This window comes from Stenotrophomonas sp. (genome assembly GCF_032056425.1).
Taxonomy (GTDB): Bacteria; Pseudomonadota; Gammaproteobacteria; order Xanthomonadales; family Xanthomonadaceae; genus Stenotrophomonas.
This window is the reverse complement of record NZ_DAMBCN010000006.1, coordinates 1-20,059: the sequence shown is the minus strand read 5'-3', so window position 1 is coordinate 20,059 and position 20,059 is coordinate 1. Positions and strand designations below refer to the sequence as shown.

The window sequence follows — 20,059 nt, the reverse complement described above, 5'->3', positions numbered from 1 at the left end:
TTTCACACTTTCCGAACCTACAACCGCCCTGGAGGGGGAGCCGGATGCGCATCGGAATCGTCGTCGATTCGGCCTGCGATCTGCCGCAGGATTTCATTGCCGCGCACAACATCGTGCTGCTGCCGATCACCGTGCGCATTGGCGAAGCGGTGCTGGCCGACCACCGTGATGAGCAGGCCACGCTCAGCTTCCTGCATGCGCACGTGGCCGAGCACGGGGCCGAGGCGGAAACCATTCCCTTCAGCGTGAACCAGATCCGCGATCTGTTCCTGCAGCAGCTGGTGATCGATTACGACCACGTGTTCTGCATGACCATCACCAAGACCCGCAGCCCGATCCACGACAACGCGCTGCAGGCCAGCTTCGCCATCCTCAACGACTACAAGCCGGTGCGGCAGGCGGCGGGCTTCAATTCGCCCTTCGCACTGCGCGTGCTGGACACCCAGAACCTGTTCGCCGCGCAGGCGGTCACCGCCATCGAAGCGGTGCGCCTGCGCGACAGCGGCGCCAGCGTGCAGCAGATCCGCGAGCGGCTGGAAGCGCTGGCCGGCAACGTGCATGGCTACATGGTCACCCGCGATCTGTACTACATGCGCGCGCGTGCCCGGCACAAGGGCGACCGCAGCGTGGGCCTGCTCAGTGCCGCGCTGGGCAGCGCGCTGGACATCAAACCGGTGCTGCACGGGTACCGCGGCGAAACCGGGCCAGTGGCCAAGATCAAGGGCTTCGACAACGCCGTGCAGAAACTGTTCGCCGTGGTCGGCAAGCGCGTGCGCGCCGGCTTGATGACCCCCTCGGTGTGCGTGAGCTACGGCGGTGAACTGGAGGAACTGCGCGCCCTGCCCGGCTATGCAGCGCTGCAGGAAACCTGTGCCGCCCACGGCGTGGCGGTTTACGAAGCGGTGATGAGCCTGACCGGCATGGTGAACGTGGGCAAGGGCGCGGTAACGGTGGGCTTTGCCGACGGCCCGCACGCGTTCGACTGACCGCGCGCACCTACACGCGCATTGCACCGCCGGTGTGCCAGCCTTGCCCCCTCTGAAGGAGAACCCACATGCCTGCGCAGTACCACATCAGCCTGCCCGACCCGTCCAAGGCCCGCGGCAACGACCCCGACCTGTCCTTCCATTCGCAGAGCGCCGGCGGTTTCGCCGCAGAGCTGCAGGACGCGCTGCGCACGGGCACCCTGTTCGAACGCTGGAAGGCCAAGCAGCCCGATCCCGATGCGGTGGAACCACAGTGGGGCGTGACCGACCCGGATGCCACGGTGACCGGCGAACAGAAAGACCTGCGCATCAACCTGGTGGCCACCACCCGCATCGACAGCGATGTCTTCAAGCAGCGCCTGCGGCTGCTGGCCGGCCACCACTGGGAACTGCGCGACGTGCGCTGAGGCGTGTCGCCGGACATGGCCCGGCGTTTTCATTGCACTACCAGCCACCACCCAGCGCACGGTACAGCTCCACCCGGGCGATGGCCGCTGTGGCCTGGCTGTTGGCCAACGCGGCCTGGTTGTCCAGCGCAATGCGCTGGGTGCTCAACACATCCAGCATGTCGACCACGCCGGCCTGGTACTGGCGGCGCGCCGCGCCGAGCGCCGTCTCGCTCTGCGCCACCGCCACCTGCAGCTGCGTGGTGCGCTGCTGTTCGGCGGCGTAGCCATCGATGGCATCGTCCACTTCATGCCAGGCCTGCAGCACCGTGCGCTGGAACTGCAGCGCCGATTGCTGTTGCTGCAGGCGGCTGAGCGCCAGATTGGCCTGCAACCGCCCGCCCTGGAAGATCGGCAGGCTGATCGACGGGCCGATGCTGAAGCGGTGGGCATCCCATCCGTCCAGGTCATCAAGCTGTTTTGCCTGGAACCCGGCATCGCCGTTCAAGGTGATGCGCGGCAGGAAGCTGGCTTTGGCCACGCCAATGTTCGCCGTGGCCGCATGCAACGCCGCTTCGGCACGGCGGATGTCCGGGCGGCGTTCGGCCAGTTCACTGGGCAGGCCCACTGCGACGGCAGGCAATGCCGGCCAGTCGGCACGAGCGTCCTGCAGCTGGGTATCCAGCGCCTGCGGCGGCCTGGCCAGCAGCAATGCCAGTGCATTGCGCAGCTGCGACTGGCGGTGCCGCAGCGGGGCGATGCGCGCCTGCAGCGCGGCAACCTGCGCGGCCGCGCTCGACACCTGCAGGGTCGTGGCGACGCCTTGCCGCTGGCGTGCTTCGGTCAGCCGCTGGATGTCGGCGGCAATGCCCAGGTTGTGCTCGGTAATGGCCAGCAACTGCGAGGTCGCGCGCAGCTGCAGGTAGCTGCGTGCGGTTTCAGCCAACAGCGCGATGCGCACCGCATGCGCATCTTCTTCGGCCATCTGCACGCGCGCGTCGGCCGCCTCCACCTGGCGGCGCACGCGGCCCCACAGATCCAGTTCCCAGCTCAGGCCGATGCCAGCCTGGAACAGGCCATAGTCATCGCGCCCTGCATGACCGGACGGATCGCTCAGGCCGACCTCGCTGTTGCGCGCGCGCACACCGCTGGCAGTGGCCGCCACCGACGGCAGGCGATCGGCGGCACTGATGCCACGCGCCGCCCGGCTCTGCTGTACGCGATTGGCGGCCAGCTGCAGATCCAGGTTGGACTGCAGCACCTGCTGGGCCAGCTGCCCCAGCAGCGGATCATCGAAACCGGCCCACCAGGCTGCGTCATCGTCGATGGCCGAGGTGGCCACCGCATCGCCCTGCCACTGTGCCGGCAGCGCAGCCTGCGGGCGTACGAAATCCGGGCCCATCGTGCAGGCCGCCAGTGCCACGCACAGCGATGCGCTAGCCAGGGCCTGCATGACCTTGCGCACGCTCATGCGCCCTCCCCGCCCTGCAGGTCCACGCGGGCTTCCACCGACATGCCGGCACGCAGCTGGTCCAGCAGTGGCTGGCCCGGTTCCAGCACGATCTTCACCGGAATGCGCTGCACCACCTTGGTGAAGTTGCCGGTGGCGTTCTCCGGCGCGACCGCAGCGAACGTCACGCCGGTGGCCGGGGCGATGCTGTCGACGTGGCCACGCAGCGAGGTGCCAGGAAACACATCCACGGTCAGTTCCACCGGCTGCCCCGCGTGCATGCGGGTCATCTGCGTTTCCTGGAAATTGGCGACCACGAAGGCACGCTGCAGCGGCACCACCGCCGCCACCGCAGTGCCTGGGGTCAGGTAGGCACCCACGCGTACCGCACGCCGACCGACCACGCCATCAATCGGCGCCCTCAGTTCGGTATGCGAAAGGTCCAGCTCGGCACGGGCCTGCGCCGCTTCGGCACGCTGTACCGCCGCCTGCGCCGCCTGCACGCCCGCGGCCAGGATGTCGGTGCGCTGGCGTGCGGTGCTCAACGCGGCCTGGCCCTGCTGCAGGTGGGCACGGGCCACGGCTTGCTTCGACTGCGCCTGCTGCGCGTTCTGCACCGTACCGGCGCCGTCGCTGGCCAGCGCGCGGTAGCGCTGCTGGTCGGCACGGGCCAGGGTCAGTTCGGATTGGCTGACATCCACGCTGGCCCGCGCCTGTTCGATCAGCGAGCCCTGCTGGGCCAGCGCCGCCTGCGCATTGGCCAGCTGTGCACGCGCATTGGCCAGGTCGGCGCGTGCGGCCTGCAACGCCACCTGGTAGTCGCGGTCATCGATGCGGGCCAGCACGTCACCGGCCTTCACCGCCTGGTTGTCCTGCACCTCCACGCTGCTGACGAAGCCGGCCACTTTCGGCGCAACCACGGTGAAATCCGCATTGACATAGGCGTTGTCGGTGCGCTGGTAGCGGCCATCGCGCAGCAGCAGCCAGCCGCCGATGGCCAGGGCCAGCACGCCCAGGGCCAGGCCGGTGTTGAGGGTTGTCTTGTTGACGGTCATGGGGGACTCCTTGCGAATGCGGGTCAGGCCACGGCACGTGGCGGATGGACGCGGGTGGCCCACGGCAGCAGCGGCAGGCAGCCCAGGGCGACCAGCGCCACCAGCCAGTACAGGTCCGCCGAGGTCAGCGCCTGCACCTGCATATGCAGGCGCGCGGGCAGATCGGCGCTGGCCTGCAACCAGGGCTGATTGCCCAGGTGGTCGACCAGCGCGGTGGAATGGAAGTGGCGCCGGGACTGGCCAACGGCATCGAGCACGCCACCGGCAAATACCGCCGAAAAGCCTTTGACGGTGTTGAACCAGGCCGAGGCATAGGGCCCGTCCTGTGGCGCCAGGCCGGTGGTGGCCAGCAGCAGCAACGGCAGCACCGCCATCGGCTGCGCCACTACCTGCAGCAGCTGCACCCACAGGAAGTTGTCGCGGTTCCACTGCACATCCAGCTGCGCGCCCAGCAGGCACGCCACTGCCAGCAGCAGCAGTCCGGCCGCCTGCACCCAGCGGCAATCCACCGCACGCTGGTTCATCAGGGTGGCCACCAGCGGCAACGCGACGACCTGCGGCAGCGCGACCCACAACAGCATCGGCGCGGTCTGCAACGGACGATACCCCTGCACGCTGGCCAGGTAGCCGGACGGAATGGAGATCACCGCCAGCAGCACGAACAGCACACCGATGCAGGTCACCAGCGCGTAGCTGAGATTACGATGGGCCAGCAGCTGCAGCTTGAAGAACGGCAGCGGGTGGAACCACTCGTTGATGAAGAACAGCACCAGCAGGCCGCTGCCGCCGCCCAGCAGCAGCGTGATCAGCGGCGAATCGAACCAATTCAGACGCGCGCCCTGGGTCAGCCCCAGCACCAGCATCACCAGCGCCGGAAACCCCAGTGCCAGACCGACGCCGTTGAACTGGGCGAAGCGGTCCAGCCGCAGCGGGTCCTGCGGCAGGCCCCAGCCGACCATCGCCATGCCGGCCACGCAGAACGGCACGATCTGCCAGAACGCGAACTGCCAGCCGGCATGCTCGACCCAGAGTGCCGCCAGGGGCGTGCCCATGCTGGGGCCGAAGGTTGCGGTGAGCGCGTAGCCCGCCAGGCCGTACAGCTTGATGCCCGGCGGCAGGAAGCGCAGCGCCACGCTCATCAACAGGGGCGGCAGCGCCCCCCCTGCCAGGCCCTGCAGCGCGCGCAGCAGCAGGAAGGTCGGCAGGTTCGGCGCCAGCGGGCACAACACGCCCAGCACCATGAACGCAGCGATCATCACCAGGCCGAAGCGACGCAGCGAGAAGGTCATGGCACACCAGGGCGCGAAGGCCATGGCACTGACCGACATGGCGCTGTAAATGCCGGTGATCCAGTTGCCCTCATCGACGCTGAAGCCCATCGCGCCGCGGATGTCGGCCAGCGCGACCTTGGTGACGTTTTCGTTGAAGCCCGACAGCAGCACCACCAGCAGCACGCCGCAGAGGCCGACGACGATGCGGCGGTCGAAGGCGGGGGCAATGGGGGCAACCGGGGCCCGGGTCATGGCGACCGCGCTCATCGGCGGCGGCCGATCCGTGCAGCGCACGGCAGGTGAAGCGACATGTCGTGCGCTCCGTGAAAGTGGGGAGCGCAGTCTAGGCAGGCCAACTGCTGCGGAAAATGGTGTGGATGCGACGCCAGCCGTGCGTGCAACGCACGGGTGTGGGTGTGGGTGCCGACCACCCGCCGGCACCCAGGCAAAGCGGTCGAGCAAGCTCGACTCTACGGGGCGTCGGCGTCGCACATGCTCTTGATCGCGCGGCGCAGCCAGCGGTGCGCCGGGTCGTTGTCCATCCGCGGGTGCCAGGCCTGCACCAGCGCCACCGTGCGTACCGACACCGGCAGCGGGAACATGCGCAGCGGCAGACCCATGTAGGTGATGCGGTCGAGCATTACGCTGGGCATCTGCGGCAGCACCAGGTCCGAGGCGGCCGCCGCAAAGATCGCGCCATGGAAGGTGGGAATGACCATCGCCACCCGGCGCCGCAGGCCCAGCTGCGCCAGTTCGTCATCGATCGGCCCATGGGCGATCCCGCGCCGCGACACCGCGATGTGATCGCAGGCAGCAAACCGCTCGGCGGTGATATCCCCATCGAACAGCGGATGATCCTCGCGCGCCGCACCCAGCAATGCGGTGGTGAACAGGTTCTGCACCTTGGTTTCCTGCGTGTGCTTGCCGGCAGTGCTGATGTACAGGTCGATCCGCCCCTGCACCATCGCGTCATCGTCGGTATCGCCTTCGGGCATGAAGCGCAGCGTGCAGCCGGGCGCCTGCTGGCGGAACACCTCGCGCAGGCGGCCGCCGTAGCTGCCGATGAACACGTCGTTGGCGCGGATGCTGAAGGTGTGCTCCAGGGTCAGCATGTCCACTTCGCGACCGTCGTTGAACACCCGGTGCGCCTGCTCGATCACATCACGCACCTGCTCGCGCAGCTCCAGCGCGCGCGGGGTGGGCGCCAGTCCGCGGCCGGCGCGCACCAGCACCGGGTCGCCCAGCGCGTCGCGGATGCGCCCCAGGGTGCGGCTCATGGCCGGCGCACTCAGGTTCATGCGCCGGGCGGCCCCGGCAACGCTGCCTTCGTCCAGCAGGACGTCCAGGGCCAGCAGCAGGTTCAGGTCGGGCAGGGGCATGGCAGTCTCCAACAGATGGAGTGACTTTACGGCACTCTCATTCAATGTCGATTGCGTCCAGCGCACGCATTGCCTGCAACACACGGCATGGGTGCGCGGCGCGGCATGGGCCACCATCACCGCCTGCCAAGGAGACCTCCCCATGTTCACAACCCTGCTGGTCGCCCTCGATGGCGGCCGCCAGCACGACCCGGTGCTGGACCTGGTCGCCCATGTCGCCGGGCCGCGCACCCGCGTGCACCTGCTGTGCGTGATCGATCGCGAGTTCGCCCTGCCCGCTGACGCCAGCAACGCCGACCGCCGCGAGTACCCGGCGGCCGCCCGCCAGCGAGCCAAGGCCGAGGGCCTGCTGCAGGATGCCGCCGCACAGCTGAGGGAGCGCGGCGTGGATGCGCGCTCGCTGCTGTCGGCCGGTGATCCGGGCAACGTCATCAGCGCCCAGGCCCGCGAGCTGGGCGCCGACCTGATCGTCATCGGCCATCGCCACCTGTCGCGCCTGCAGCGCCTGCTCGACAGTTCTGTGGCGCAGTGGACGCTGGACCACGCGCCGTGCCCGGTGCTGGTGGAAACCCGCGGCGGTTGACCGGCCCGCTCTGGTAGGTGCCAACCTTGGTTGGCACTTCCGGAAACGACGGCCAACCAAGGTTGGCCACTACCGGGCGAAGCTGAAGCCCATCGGCCCGGACGGCAGCGCAGCCACCTGGTTGCGGCCGCCCCGCTTGGCCGCGTACAGGCCCGCGTCGGCATGGGCCAGCAACTGCTCGGCCGTGGCCATCACCGGGGGGTGGGCGAACCCCACCCCCACGCTGATGCTGACCTGCCCTTCCGGCAACTGCAGCGCCTGCACCGCCACGCGCAGGCGCTCGGCCAGCGCCAGCACGCCCTCCACGCCGGTGCCGGGCACGATCACGGCGAACTCTTCGCCACCGTAGCGCGCCACGGTGTCGGCCGCGCGGTTGGCGGTGGCCTGCAGCACCGCGGCCACGGCCTGCAGGCAGCGATCGCCCGCCGGGTGCCCGTGCTGGTCGTTGAACGCCTTGAAGTGGTCGATATCGACCAGCAGCAGGCCCACTTCGCTGCCGCTGCGACGGGCCCGGGTCCACTCGCTGGCCAGCGCCGCATCGAACTGGCGGCGGTTGGCGACCCCGGTCAGGCCGTCCTGCCGGGCCAGCTGGTCCAGCCGGGCCTGGGCCTCAAGCAGGTCGATCTGCAGCAGCGTGCTGCGCAGGCTGAAACCCAGCGTGGCCACCACGAAGCCGGCCAGCGCCAGCGGGCGCGCGTGGTCCACCACCAGCGCCCCGACCACCAGCAGCAGCAGCGGCAGGATCATCGGCCCACCGGCCTGCACCAGGCGCGACAGGCGCGGATGCAGCACGCCACCGGGGGCGGGCGCCTGGCGCAGCGCCAGCACCGCCAGCAGCAGGAACGGCACGTCGATCAGCAGGTCGTTGTAGGCACCGAAGGATTGTTCGGCAGTGAAGTGGTTGATGTAGTACGCCACGCCCAGATAGAGCAGCGCATACAGCGCCAGTGCCCGGAAGAAGCTGCGCCGTTCAGTCGCATCGCCGGCCAGCCAGCGCACGCAGGCGAACGCGGCGATGCACAGGTTCTGGATGTCGAACATGCGGCGCATGTTGGCCATCGCCGTGTCGTCCACGTTGATGCGGTCGGCGAAGGACAGGGTATGCACGAAGAACAGTACCCCCAGCAGCGCCGCCATCAGGCCGTCGATGGTGCTGATGGTCCAGCGCTCACGGCGGGCGCGGGCCAGGATGAACACCAGCGGCACGCCATAGATCACATACAGCAGCAGGCTGACCCGTGGCGTCAGATCGGCGCGACCGGCGCCGATGGCATCGGCCATGTTCACCGCCATGCCGCCGGCCCACAGCAGCAGCGCCAGGGCGGTGGCGCGCCAGCCCAGGGCGGCCCGGTCACGGCGCGCGCGCCACAGGCAGGCCGCTGCGGCCAGCACCGGCGCGGCCGTCAGGAACACGAACGATCCTTCCCCGGCCGTCCCAGGCCAGAACGCCACGACCACTCCGTGGCTGAGCACGTACAGCAGCGCGAGCACTACCGGCATGGATCCCCCATCGGCAAGCCGTCTGCGCGCACCATAGCGCGTTGCCCCGCCAGCGGGGCGTGATCGACTGCAGAAAACCCGCCCGCCCCGGGTGGGCGCGTGCTTGCTCCACTGCCCCTGCTCGGTAGAGTCGAGCGTGCTCGACTGATTTTCCGTGCCAGTCGAGCAAGCTCGACTCTACGCCTCAGCCCCGCCGCGTTCGCCTCAGCCACGCAGCGCCTTGGCGTGGTGCGCGATGTGCTCGCCAATGAAGCTGGCGATGAAGTAGTAGCTGTGGTCGTAGCCCGGCTGCAGGCGCAGGGTCAGCGGGTGGCCCGCGGCTTCGCATGCCTGCTGCAGGCGCTGCGGCTGCAGTTGGGTCTGCAGGAACTCATCGGCATCGCCCTGGTCCACCAGCAGCGGCAGCCGCTCGCTGGCACCGGCGATCAGCGCGGTGGCATCCCACTGCGCCCAGGCCGCACGGTCATCGCCCAGATAGGCGGTGAACGCCTTCTCGCCCCACGGCACCTGGCTGGGTGCCACGATCGGCGAAAACGCCGACACGCTGCGGTAACGGCCGGGATTGCGCAGCGCCAGCACCAGCGCGCCATGGCCTCCCATTGAATGACCGCTGATGGCACGCGCATCGGTCGCCGGGAAGTGCGCCTCGATCAGCGCCGGCAGCTCCTGCACCACGTAATCGTGCATGCGGTAGTGCTGCGCCCACGGCTGTTCGGTGGCGTTGAGATAGAAGCCTGCGCCCTTGCCCAGGTCGTAGCCTTCGGCATCGGCCACGTCATCGCCGCGCGGGCTGGTGTCCGGCGCCACCAGGATGACGCCATGCTCGGCGGCGTAACGCTGCGCGCCAGCCTTGGTGATCACGTTCTGCTCGGTGCAGGTCAGGCCGCTCAGCCAGTACAGCACCGGCAGCTTCTGCGTGGCCGCCTGCGGCGGCAGGTACACGGCGAACTGCATGTCGCAGCCCAGCGTGGTGGAGGTGTGGCGATAGACGTCCTGCCAGCCGCCGAAGCAGGCACGGTGTTCAATGCGTTCCATGGAGTGCTCCCGGTGGCGGCAGGCGCGCGGCCTGCCGCCTGGCGTGGTTCAGTAGTGGACGACCGAACGGATCGACTTGCCTTCGTGCATCAGGTCGAACGCTTCGTTGATCTTGTCCAGGTTCATGGTGTGGGTGACGAACGGGGCCAGTTCGATATCGCCCTTCATCGCGTCTTCCACCATGCCCGGCAGCTGGCTGCGGCCCTTCACGCCGCCGAAGGCAGTGCCCATCCACTTGCGCCCGGTCACCAGCTGGAACGGACGGGTGGAAATTTCCTGGCCCGCACCGGCCACGCCGATCACCACGCTCTGGCCCCAGCCGCGGTGCGCGCATTCCAGCGCCGCACGCATCACGCTGGTGTTGCCGATGCACTCGAAGCTGTGGTCCACGCCCCAGGTGGTCATTTCCACGATGACCTGCTGGATCGGCTGGTCGAAGTCCTTCGGGTTGATGCAGTCGGTGGCGCCGAATTCACGGGCCAGCTCGAACTTGGACGGGTTGGTGTCCACCGCGATGATGCGGCCGGCCTTGGCCTGGCGCGCACCCTGGATGACCGCCAGGCCGATGCCGCCCAGGCCGAACACGGCCACGCTGTCGCCTTCCTGCACCTTGGCGGTGTTGTGCACCGCGCCGATGCCGGTGGTCACGCCGCAGCCCAGCAGACAGACGTGTTCCGGGTTCGCTTCCGGGTTGATCTTGGCCAGCGACACTTCGGCCACCACGGTGTACTCGCTGAAGGTCGAGCAGCCCATGTAGTGGTAGATCGGTTCGCCGTTGTAGCTGAAGCGGCTGGTGCCGTCGGGCATCACGCCCTTGCCCTGGGTGGCGCGCACCGACACGCACAGGTTGGTCTTGCCGCTCTTGCAGAACAGGCATTCGCCGCACTCGGCGGTGTACAGCGGAATCACGTGGTCGCCCGGCTTCACGCTGGTCACGCCCTCGCCTACTTCCACCACGATGCCGGCGCCTTCATGGCCCAGCACCACAGGGAACAGGCCTTCCGGATCATCGCCGGACAGGGTGAACGCATCGGTGTGGCAGACACCAGTGTGGGTGATCTTCACCAGCACTTCCCCAGCCTTCGGCGGGGCGACGTCGATCTCGACGATCTGCAGCGGCTGGCCGGGACCAAAGGCGACGGCGGCACGGGATTTCATGGCGGGTTCTCCAAGGACAGACAAAGACAGCATGGATGGCGCAGTGTTGCGCCCTCGTTTATTTCAGGTACGAACGGATCAATCCGCTCATCTCGCGAACGCGCTCGGCGCGCTGTTCATCGGATGCGGCCGGCTGGCCGAATTCCTCGCGCAGGTGGGCTTCCATCACTTCGGACATCAGCCCGTTCACCGCGCCGCGGATGGCCGCGATCTGCTGCAGCACCGGGCCGCACTCGGCGCCGGCTTCCAGCGCGCGATCCAGCGCATCGCACTGGCCACGGATGCGGCGCACGCGGGCCAAGACCTTCTTTTTCTCTTCAGGCGAATGCGGCATGGGCGGCCACCCAGGGAACTATACTGGGGGATAGTATACAGGACTGCCACAGGAACTCAATCGAAGGCACCTTCGGCCGCCAGCCGGGTCAGCTCATCCACCACGTAGCGCACCTTCGGCCGCAGGTGGCGGGTGGGCGGCCACAGCGCATGGATATCGACATGGCGCTGCATGCAGTCATCCAGCACCGACTGCAGCGCGCCCGACTGCAGGTGCGGGCGCACCAGCGACATCGGCATCTGGCAGATGCCCAGCCCGGCCAGCGCGCCGTCGATCACCGCATCGCCATCGTTCAACTGGTGGGTGGCGCTGGGGATGAAGATGCCGCCCTCGCCCTCCAGACCCACCCGCCACGCCACCGGCTGGCCATGACGGTAGCCGACGATGCTGCGGTGCTGGCGCAGATCCTCCACCGTGCGCGGCACCCCGTGTGCCCGCAGGTAGGCCGGCGCCGCGCAGGTCACCAGGCGTTGGCTGCCCAGCCGCCGCGCCACCAGGTGCTCGGCCTGCTGCAGCCCGCCGAAGCGGATCAGCAGATCGATGCCTTCGTCGATGGGGTCCACGAAGTGGTCGGTGAAGGTCACCGTCAACTGCAGGTCCGGGTACTGCTGGCACAGCTTCAGCAGCACCGGCATGACCACCATGCGGCCAAACGACGAGGGCATGTCGATGCGCAGGCGGCCGCTGGGCACGTGCGCACCCAGGCCCAGGCAGGCCTCGGCCGCGGAAATTTCCTCCAGGGCGGCGGCGCAGGACGCGTAGTAGGCCTCGCCGTCGGTGGTCAGCGAGATGCGCCGGGTGGTGCGGTGGAACAGGCGCACGCCCAGCCGCACTTCCAGACGGGCGATGGCCTTGCCCACCGCCGAGCGGGAAATGCCCAGCGCCTCGGCCGCCTCGGTGAAGGTGGCCGCGCGTGCGGTGGTCACGAAGGTGACCAGACCATTCAAGGATTCAACGGGAAGCATGCTTGGGGGCCTTATTGGGGACAAATAGTCCCGCTCGATGGGAAATGGAACCCATTTATGGGGCCCGATGTCAACGCCATCCTGTAGGCATCGCGCCACCGGCGCTCCTTCCCCACGAGACCTGCACATGACCGCCCCGCTCTTCCAACCGTTCGATCTGGCCGGCACACCGCTGCGCAACCGCATCGCCATGGCACCGATGACCCGCGCACGCAATCCTGACTACGTGGCCAACGAACTGACCGCGCAGTACTACCGCCAGCGCGCCAGCGCCGGCCTGATCGTCAGCGAGGGCACCCCGGTGTCGCCGCAGGGCCAGGGATACATCGACGTGCCGGGCATCTGGTCGCAGGAACAGGTGGCCGGCTGGCGCCAGGTCACCGATGCCGTGCATGCCGCACAGGGCGCCATCTTCGCCCAGCTCTGGCACGTGGGCCGCATGTCGCACCGCTCGCTGCAGCCCGACGGTGGCCGGCCGGTCAGCGCCAGCACGCGCGCGGTGGCCCACGATCCCCGCAGCTTCGCCTTCGTGTATCGCGACGACGGCAGCCGCGGCCCGGCCGACCCGACCCCGCCACGCGCCCTGCGCACCGACGAAGTGCCGGGCATCGTCAACGACTTCGTGCGCGGCGCCGAGAATGCCGTCGCCGCCGGTTTCGATGGCATCGAACTGCATGCCGCGAACGGCTATCTGTTCGAACAGTTCCTCAACCCGCTCACCAATGATCGCCAGGATGACTACGGCGGTTCGCTGGCCAACCGCGCGCGGCTGATCCTGGACACCGTGGATGCCATGACCGCACGCATCGGCGCGCAGCGCGTGGGCGTGCGCCTGGCACCGAACAGCCAGGTCTTCGACATGCCGGCCTATGCAGAAAACGAAGCCAGCTATCTGTACCTGGCCGAAGAACTGGGCAAGCGCGGGCTGGCCTATGTGCATCTGAACGACAACTACCTGCACGGCGCGCCGGCCATCGGCGAAGCGTTCCTGAAGGCCTTCAAGCAGGCCTACGGCGGTACCGTCATCCTGGCCGGCGGCATGACCCGCGAACGCGCCCTGCGCCTGGTGGACGAAGGCACCATCGATATCGCCGCGTTCGGCCAGCCGTTCATCGCCAACCCCGATCTGGTCGAGCGCCTGCAGGCCGACGTGGCACTGACCACGCCGGATCGCGCCACCTACTACGGTGGTGGCCGCGAGGGCTATCTGGATTACCCGGTCGCCCGCTGATCGGGCATGGGGTCAGAGCCCTTTCCCACGGAAAGGGCTCTGACCCCGGCGCGGCGAGAACGGAGTCAGAGCCGCGCCAAGCGCGGATCCGACCCCATCACTCACGCCCCTTCGCGCACGTACGCGAACGATTCATCCAGGCGCGCAAAGCCGATCACCTGCGTCAGCAGCGCCTGCCCCTCGTCCTCGCTGATGCGCCCTGCAACGATCTCGTCGGTGCGCGCGTACAGGCGTTCCAGCGCCGCCATCTGGTCGTCCCGCAGCCACGCGCGGTGCGTGCCCAGCCACGCCTGCAGGTCCTCGGCCAGCGTGTCCTTGCCCAGCATCGAATACTGCGTCTCCAGTTCCACCACCGCCTCCACCATCTTGCGGAACACGAAGTCCTGCAGGTTGGCGGCCAGGATGTCGGCGCGATCATCGTCGTGCCACACCAGCACCACCGGCGGCTCGCTGAAGCCCGGCGCATTGGTCCAGAAGCAGTACACATCGCCCGCGCCGCTGCGCGCGAACGGCAGCAGCTGCAGGTCGTCGCGCAGCGGGTTGTAATGGTCCTCGGCGGTCAGGTCTTCCCACGCTTCCTGCAGTTCGTCGTGACCGATCGGCTCGAACTCATCGGCGAACAGCAGCAGCGGCGGCTGCGCGCGCAGTTGCGCGGATTGCTGCTGGAAACCCTCCCAGCCCAGCGCGCCCCACTGCAGCTGCCCATCGGCAGACAACTGGTGGTACAGCGGCGGAAAGACCTGGCCGGTGGCCTGTTCGACGTCGGCAAGCGTGTTCATACCTATCCTTGTTGGAACCCAGCCGACTACCTTGCCTGAACCCTGCGCGCGCGGCCAGCAAGATGAACCGGCACCGTCACGCCACGGGCCTAGACTGCACTGCCCCGCCGTACGCTGCCCCGCCATGGACTCCCCCGCCCCCACCTTCATCGTCAATCTGGACGTGCCCGACCTGGCCACGGCCGAGGCGTTCTACACCCAGGCGTTCGGCTTGCGCATCGGCCGCCGGCTCGGCACGGGCGCCACCGAACTGCTGGGCGGACCCACGCCCCTGTACCTGCTGCAGAACGCCGACGGCAGTGCCGCCGCCGACGATGGCGATGTGCGCGACTACGAGCGCCACTGGACGCCCATCCACCTGGGCTGGGTGGTGGACGATATCAACGTCGCGCTGTCACGCGCCGTCGCCGCCGGTGCGCTGATCGAACGCCCGGTCAGCGAGCGCGCATGGGGCCGGCTGGCCGTGCTGGCCGACCCGTTCGGGCATGGGTTCTGCCTGCTGCAGTTCGTCGGCAAGGGGTATGACGCGTTGGTGGAGTGATCGGGGCCAGCCATCCACGCGTGGCGTGGATCTACTGCATTGCTGCGCTTCACTCCCGCAACATGTCCACGAACGCGCGCAGCGCCGAGGCCATCTGCCGCTGCTTGGGGTAATACAGCACGAAGCCGGCGAACGGCTCGCTCCAGTCCTGCAGCACCGCCACCATGCGCCCGGCCTCGATATGCGGGCGGGCGGCATCTTCCAGCACATACGCCAGGCCGAAGCCATCGAGCACCGCGCGGATGATGGTGGTCTGCTCGCTCAGCGTCAGCCGCCCGCGCACGTCTATTTCCAGCGATTCACCGCCGCGGTCGAACTGCCATTTGTACAGATGCCCGCTGGCGAAGCGGAAGCGGATGCACTCGTGCTCCAGCAGGTCACGCGGGTGCTGCGGGGCCGGGTGCCGCTGCAGGTAGTCCGGCGAGGCGACGATCATGCCGCGCAGCGCCGGCCCCAATGGCACCGCCACCATGTCCTCGGGCACGAACTCGTGCAGGCGCACGCCGGCGTCGTAGCCTTCGCCGACGATATCCACCAGGCCGTCGTTCTCGGTCAGCTCCAGGCGTACATCGGGGTGCGCATGCAGGAAGCGGGTCAAGCGCGGGCCCAGCTGGGTCGGCACGGCCGCGCGCGCGGCGTTGATGCGCAACAGGCCGGTGGGACTGGCCCGGAACTGGTTCATTTCCTCCAGCGCCTCGTGCACCTGGCCCAGTGCCGGCTGCAGCCGCTGCAGCAGCCGCTGGCCGGCTTCGGTCAGGGCCACGCTGCGGGTGGTGCGGTGGAACAGACCCACGCCCAGCCGTTCTTCCAGCGCGCGGATCGCGTAGCTCACCGCCGAGGTGGACAGGGCCAGCTCGGCCCCGGCGCGGCGGAAGCTGCGGTGCCGGGCCACGGCGGCGAACGCGGCCAGGTGGGTCAGGTTGTCAGTGGCCATGATTGTGCAGTTCCACTTGATGAATCATGCCGATATCCGGGGTTCTTACCCCCGCGCGAGGGGCGTATTGTAAAACGCCTTTCGACAAACCCCGCCAAGGATTCCCCATGTCCCTCGCCCTCGGTTATGCGGTACGCAGCAACACCGCCCCGCTCGAACCCATCAGCTTTGAACGCCGCGCGGTCGGCGCCAACGATGTGCGCATCGAAGTGCTGTACAGCGGCATCTGCCATTCCGACCTGCATCAGGCCCGCGACGATTGGGGCGGCGCCGAGTACCCGATGGTGCCGGGCCACGAGATCATCGGCCGCGTGGTGGAAGTCGGCCCGGGCGTGACCACGCTGAAGGCCGGTGATTTCGCCGGCGTCGGCTGCATGGTCGATTCCTGCCGCCACTGCGATGCCTGCGACCACGACCTGGAGCAGTACTGCGAAAAGGGCCCGACCTACACCTACAACAGCCGCGACCGGAATACCGGCGAGCTGACCATGGGCGGATACTCCGACCACATCGTGGTCGAGCAGCGCTTCGTGGTGAAGGTCTCTGAAAAGCTGGACCTGAAGGCTGCCGCGCCGCTACTGTGCGCCGGCATCACCACCTGGTCGCCGCTGCGCCACTGGAAGGTCGGCCCGGGCCAGAAGGTGGGCGTGATCGGCCTGGGTGGCCTCGGCCACATGGGCGTGAAGTTCGCCAAGGCACTGGGCGCGCACGTGGTGATGATCACCACCACCCCGGAAAAGGGCGCCGACGCCAAGCGGCTGGGCGCCGACGAGGTGCTGGTCTCGCGCGATCCGGCGCAGATGAAGGCCCACGCCAACAGCTTCGACTTCCTGCTCAACACCGTGCCGGTCAGCCACGACACCAACCCGTACATGAGCCTGCTCAAGCGCGACAGCACCATGTGCCTGGTCGGCGTCATCACCGAACTGGATCCGGCGCTGATGGGCGCCAGCGTGATCTTCGGCCGCAAGCACGTGACCGGCTCGGCCATCGGCGGCATGGCCGAAACCCAGGAAATGATGGACTTCTGCGCCGAGCACGGCATCGTCAGCGATGTTGAAGTGATCAACATCAAGGACGTGAACCAGGCTTGGGAGCGCATGGCCAGGAACGATGTGCGCTACCGCTTCGTGATCGACATGGCGACGATCAAGGCCTGATCGCCACAGTCATGGAACGAAAAAAACCCGGCAATGCCGGGTTTTTTTCTGCGCGCCACACCCGCCGGGCATGGCCCGGCGCTACCGGAACCATGGCAGGTAGCGCCGGGCCATGCCCGGCGGCCACGCGTTGCCTCAGTAAGCAAACTCGCGGAACACCGGGTCCACATCGCCGTGCCAGCGGCCATGGAACAGCGCCAGCTTGCGCTCGGCCGGGGTCAGGCCCGATTCGACGATCTCCTGCAGCACGTCCAGGAACTTGCTTTCGTCCTGGCCGTCGGCATTGCGCGCACCGCGGCGCTTGAGGCCTTCCACGGAAATCTTCACTGCTTCGCGGGCCAGGTCGCGCACGGTGCCGTTGCGGAACGGCAGGCCCATGGCGTACTTCGGCACGCCGTCGCGCAGCGCGTGGCGCTCGGCCAGGCTGAAATCACGCACCAGGTCCCAGGCCGCATCCAGCGCGGTGTCGTCGTACAGCAGGCCGACCCAGAACGCCGGCAGCGCGCACAGGCGGCTCCACGGGCCACCGTCGGCACCGCGCATTTCCAGGTACTTCTTCAGGCGCACTTCCGGGAAGGCGGTGGTCATGTGGTCCGACCAGTCGCGCAGCGTCGGCAGCGCACCCGGCAGCACCGGCAGCTTGCCCTGCATGAAATCGCGGAAGCTCTGCCCGCTGGCGTCGTGGTAGATGCCATCGCGGTAGGAGAAATACATCGGCACGTCGAGCAGGTAATCGACATAGCGCTCGTAACCGAAGCCATCCTCGAACACGAAGTCGAGCATGCCGGTACGGTCGGCGTCGGTGTCGGTCCAGATGTGCGAGCGGTAGCTCAGGTAGCCGTTCGGCTTGCCTTCGGTGAACGGCGAATCGGCGAACAGCGCGGTGGCGATCGGCTGCAGCGCCAGCGACACGCGGAACTTCTTCACCATGTCCGCTTCGGTGGCGTAATCCAGGTTGACCTGCACGGTGGAGGTGCGGGTCATCATGTCCAGGCCGAGCGAACCGACCTTGGGCATGTAGGAACGCATGATCTTGTAGCGACCCTTGGGCATCCACGGCATTTCATCGCGCGTCCACTTCGGCTGGAAGCCCATGCCGAGGAAGCCGAGCTGCAGTTCGCCGGCCACCTGCGCCACTTCGTTCAAGTGGGTGCCGGTTTCCACGCAGGTCTGGTGGATGGTTTCCAGCGCCGCGCCGGACAGTTCCAGCTGGCCAGCCGGCTCCAGCGTCACCGAGGCGTTGTCACGCAGCAGGGCGATGGTGTTGCCGTTCTCCTGCACCGGCTCCCAGCCGAAGCGGGTCAGGCCGTTGAGCAGGGCTTCGATGCCGCGCTCGCCTTCGAAGGTCGGCGGGCGCAGATCGTCCAGGCGGAACCCGAACTTCTCGTGTTCGGTACCGATGCGCCACTGCGCACGGGACTTTTCGCCGGAGGCAAGCACCTCGACCAGCTCCGAGCGGTCGGTAATGGGCGTATCGGCGACGTGGCTGGGGCTCGACAAGGGGAGGACTCGCTGGACAGTGGCAGGGGATGTGGGGCTGGGGGCCTTCCATCGCAAGGGCGCACTATAGCGTGGCGGCCCTTCGCAGCATGCGACGGTGACGGGTTTCAGCATCCTACCGACGACCTCTTGACCCCCGTACACTCAGGCCATGAGCCGCCATTCACGACACCCGGAACTGCACCGCGCCGACCGCGTCGGCTGGCTGCGCGCCGCCGTGCTGGGGGCCAACGACGGCATCGTCTCGGTCGCCGGCCTGGTGGTCGGCGTGGCCGCCAGCGGTGCCTCGGCCAGCACGATCCTGGCCACCGGCGTGGCCGGCACCGTGGCCGGCGCGATGTCGATGGCCGCTGGAGAATACGTTTCGGTGCAGACCCAGGCCGACACCGAAGCGGCCGACCTGGCCGTGGAAATGCGCGAGCTGCACGAGGACCCGCACAGCGAGCTGGACGAGCTGACGGCGATCTACCGCCATCGCGGCCTGCAGCCGGCACTGGCCCGGCAGGTGGCTGAGCAGCTGACCGCACACGATGCGCTGGGCGCACACGCACGCGACGAGCTCGGCATCACCGACACCCTGCGCGCACGCCCGCTGCAGGCCGCGCTGGCCTCGGCCGGTGCGTTTACCTGCGGCGCCGCACTGCCGGTGCTGACCGCCCTGTTCTCCAGCACGGCGCAGGTCACCGTGGCGACCACCGCCAGCACCCTGATCGGCCTGTGCCTGACCGGCGCGATGGCCGCCCGTGCCGGAGGCGCGCCGCCGCTGCGCGGCGCGGTGCGGGTGATGTTCTGGGGCGCACTGGCGATGGCCGCCGCCGCGGGCATCGGCAAACTGCTGGGAGCCCACCTGTCATGACCACGATGCTGCCCCCTGACGTTGCCCTGCTGGCCGAGATGGCCAGCCTGGCCGGCTGCGATCGCGCCGAAGGCTATGCCTGCATCACTGCGCGTCGTGAGCACGGTGCCAGTTCGGTGGAGATACCGCAGCCGCAGTTCGTCATCCTGCTGGAAGGCAGCAAGCAGGTGCGCACCGCGCACCAGTCGCTGACCGCCCACGCCGGTGACATGCTGCTGTTTACCCAGCGCTGCCGGATTGACGTGGTCAACACGCCCGACGCGGGCACCGGCCGCTACCTCGGCGCCATCGTGCCGCTGTGTGCGGAAGTACTGAGCGCGGCGCGCACGCTGTGGAGCGAAGCACTGCCTGCGCCCGGCGATGCGATCGCGCAGCCGCGGCTGGTCGACCACGGCACGGTGCTGCGGCGCTGGCGCCAGGCATTGCAGGACGGACATTACAGCGAAGCGCGCCTGGCCCTGGCCAGCCTGGTGCTGGCGTGGTGCCGCAAGGGCCACGGCAACCTGCTGCTGCCGCAGGCGCCTACCCTGGGCGAACAGATCCGCGACCGCATCGCCACCGACCCGGCGCGCGACTGGCAATCACGCGATGTGGAAGCGCAGTTCGCGCTGAGCGGCGCCACCCTGCGCCGCCGCCTGGCGGCCGAACAGACCAGCCTGCGCCAACTGCTGACCGAAGCGCGCCTGGCCCATGGCATGAACCTGCTGTACACCACTGACCTGCCGCTGAAGACCGTGGCCGCCCGCGCGGGTTATCGCTCCGCCGCCAGCTTCAGCAAGCGCTTCGCCGAGCAGTACGGCCTCTCCCCCAGCGAGATCTAAGGGGGGGTGTCGGCAGGGCTGCGCCCTGCACCTGCTCAGAGCAACGGCCAAAGCAACAGCAACAGCTGCATTCCGTGGGATGGCGGGGCGGTGTCGGATTGCGGGGACGCCGCAAGTACGTCCTTGTAGGCTTGG

At 68.4% G+C, this 20,059-nt stretch carries 20 protein-coding genes; 8 read left to right on the top strand and 12 right to left on the bottom strand.

Going from position 1 to position 20,059, the window contains the following annotated elements; genetic code table 11:
- Positions 1-44: 44 nt before the first annotated feature.
- Both RTY46_RS06410 and RTY46_RS06405 read left to right on the top strand, forming a co-directional pair.
- Positions 45-986, top strand: a complete 942-nt coding sequence (locus tag RTY46_RS06410) for a DegV family protein (RefSeq protein ID WP_312707276.1) — start codon at positions 45-47, stop codon at positions 984-986.
- A gap of 68 nt (positions 987-1,054) precedes the next feature.
- Complete coding sequence (locus RTY46_RS06405) at positions 1,055-1,393, top strand: hypothetical protein (RefSeq protein ID WP_312707275.1); 339 nt, start codon at positions 1,055-1,057, stop codon at positions 1,391-1,393.
- A 37-nt stretch (positions 1,394-1,430) separates the two neighbouring features.
- Here the strand turns inward: RTY46_RS06405 and RTY46_RS06400 are convergent, their stop codons facing one another.
- The 4 genes from RTY46_RS06400 to RTY46_RS06385 all read right to left on the bottom strand — a co-directional run bounded on the left by RTY46_RS06400 (position 1,431) and on the right by RTY46_RS06385 (position 6,527).
- Positions 1,431-2,843 (bottom strand): efflux transporter outer membrane subunit, encoded by a 1,413-nt coding sequence (locus RTY46_RS06400; protein WP_312707273.1) that lies wholly within the window; start codon positions 2,841-2,843, stop codon positions 1,431-1,433.
- A complete protein-coding gene (locus RTY46_RS06395) occupies positions 2,840-3,877 on the bottom strand; it encodes an HlyD family secretion protein (RefSeq protein ID WP_312707271.1) in 1,038 nt (345 codons plus the stop codon). Before RTY46_RS06395 ends, RTY46_RS06400 begins: the two co-directional genes overlap by 4 nt.
- Before the next feature lie 23 nt (positions 3,878-3,900).
- Positions 3,901-5,415 (bottom strand): MFS transporter, encoded by a 1,515-nt coding sequence (locus tag RTY46_RS06390; RefSeq protein ID WP_312707269.1) that lies wholly within the window; start codon positions 5,413-5,415, stop codon positions 3,901-3,903.
- Positions 5,416-5,618: 203 nt separating this feature from the next.
- A complete protein-coding gene (locus tag RTY46_RS06385) occupies positions 5,619-6,527 on the bottom strand; it encodes a LysR family transcriptional regulator (RefSeq protein ID WP_312707267.1) in 909 nt (302 codons plus the stop codon).
- 142 nt (positions 6,528-6,669) lie between these two features.
- Here RTY46_RS06385 and RTY46_RS06380 point away from each other — a divergent pair, with 142 nt between their 5' ends.
- A complete protein-coding gene (locus RTY46_RS06380) occupies positions 6,670-7,110 on the top strand; it encodes a universal stress protein (protein WP_312707265.1) in 441 nt (146 codons plus the stop codon).
- A 69-nt stretch (positions 7,111-7,179) separates the two neighbouring features.
- Here the strand turns inward: RTY46_RS06380 and RTY46_RS06375 are convergent, their stop codons facing one another.
- The 5 genes from RTY46_RS06375 to RTY46_RS06355 form a co-directional block, all read right to left on the bottom strand.
- Positions 7,180-8,610: a GGDEF domain-containing protein gene (locus RTY46_RS06375; RefSeq protein ID WP_312707263.1), complete on the bottom strand. Its 1,431-nt coding sequence runs from the start codon at positions 8,608-8,610 to the stop codon at positions 7,180-7,182.
- A gap of 204 nt (positions 8,611-8,814) precedes the next feature.
- The gene (fghA, locus tag RTY46_RS06370) at positions 8,815-9,645 is read right to left on the bottom strand and encodes an S-formylglutathione hydrolase (RefSeq protein WP_312707261.1); all 831 of its coding nucleotides are present in this window, start codon (positions 9,643-9,645) and stop codon (positions 8,815-8,817) included.
- A gap of 48 nt (positions 9,646-9,693) precedes the next feature.
- Entirely contained in the window at positions 9,694-10,803 is a 1,110-nt protein-coding gene (locus RTY46_RS06365; protein ID WP_312707259.1) for an S-(hydroxymethyl)glutathione dehydrogenase/class III alcohol dehydrogenase, read from the bottom strand.
- A gap of 58 nt (positions 10,804-10,861) precedes the next feature.
- A complete protein-coding gene (locus RTY46_RS06360) occupies positions 10,862-11,137 on the bottom strand; it encodes a metal/formaldehyde-sensitive transcriptional repressor (RefSeq protein ID WP_108757140.1) in 276 nt (91 codons plus the stop codon).
- Positions 11,138-11,193: 56 nt separating this feature from the next.
- A complete protein-coding gene (locus RTY46_RS06355) occupies positions 11,194-12,102 on the bottom strand; it encodes a LysR family transcriptional regulator (protein WP_312707257.1) in 909 nt (302 codons plus the stop codon).
- Positions 12,103-12,229: 127 nt separating this feature from the next.
- On the opposite strand from RTY46_RS06355, the gene RTY46_RS06350 reads away from it, so the two are divergent.
- On the top strand, positions 12,230-13,333 hold the full coding sequence (locus RTY46_RS06350; RefSeq protein ID WP_312707255.1) for an alkene reductase: 1,104 nt from the start codon (positions 12,230-12,232) through the stop codon (positions 13,331-13,333).
- A gap of 101 nt (positions 13,334-13,434) precedes the next feature.
- On the opposite strand, the gene RTY46_RS06345 is transcribed toward RTY46_RS06350, so the two are convergent.
- Positions 13,435-14,112, bottom strand: coding sequence for an SMI1/KNR4 family protein (locus RTY46_RS06345; RefSeq protein ID WP_312707253.1), 678 nt, complete (start codon positions 14,110-14,112; stop codon positions 13,435-13,437).
- A 124-nt stretch (positions 14,113-14,236) separates the two neighbouring features.
- On the opposite strand from RTY46_RS06345, the gene RTY46_RS06340 reads away from it, so the two are divergent.
- Positions 14,237-14,653 (top strand): VOC family protein, encoded by a 417-nt coding sequence (locus RTY46_RS06340; RefSeq protein WP_312707251.1) that lies wholly within the window; start codon positions 14,237-14,239, stop codon positions 14,651-14,653.
- A 49-nt stretch (positions 14,654-14,702) separates the two neighbouring features.
- On the opposite strand, the gene RTY46_RS06335 is transcribed toward RTY46_RS06340, so the two are convergent.
- Positions 14,703-15,587, bottom strand: a complete 885-nt coding sequence (locus tag RTY46_RS06335) for a LysR family transcriptional regulator (protein WP_312707249.1) — start codon at positions 15,585-15,587, stop codon at positions 14,703-14,705.
- Between the two features lie 107 nt (positions 15,588-15,694).
- Here RTY46_RS06335 and RTY46_RS06330 point away from each other — a divergent pair, with 107 nt between their 5' ends.
- Positions 15,695-16,747, top strand: coding sequence for an NAD(P)-dependent alcohol dehydrogenase (locus RTY46_RS06330; protein WP_312707247.1), 1,053 nt, complete (start codon positions 15,695-15,697; stop codon positions 16,745-16,747).
- Positions 16,748-16,882: 135 nt separating this feature from the next.
- Here the strand turns inward: RTY46_RS06330 and RTY46_RS06325 are convergent, their stop codons facing one another.
- Positions 16,883-18,247, bottom strand: coding sequence for a glutamate--cysteine ligase (locus RTY46_RS06325; RefSeq protein ID WP_312707246.1), 1,365 nt, complete (start codon positions 18,245-18,247; stop codon positions 16,883-16,885).
- 151 nt (positions 18,248-18,398) lie between these two features.
- On the opposite strand from RTY46_RS06325, the gene RTY46_RS06320 reads away from it, so the two are divergent.
- A complete protein-coding gene (locus tag RTY46_RS06320; RefSeq protein ID WP_312707245.1) occupies positions 18,399-19,103 on the top strand; it encodes a VIT family protein in 705 nt (234 codons plus the stop codon).
- The gene (locus tag RTY46_RS06315) at positions 19,100-19,924 is read left to right on the top strand and encodes a helix-turn-helix transcriptional regulator (RefSeq protein ID WP_312707243.1); all 825 of its coding nucleotides are present in this window, start codon (positions 19,100-19,102) and stop codon (positions 19,922-19,924) included. Before RTY46_RS06320 ends, RTY46_RS06315 begins: the two co-directional genes overlap by 4 nt.
- The last annotated feature ends 135 nt before the right edge of the window (positions 19,925-20,059 follow it).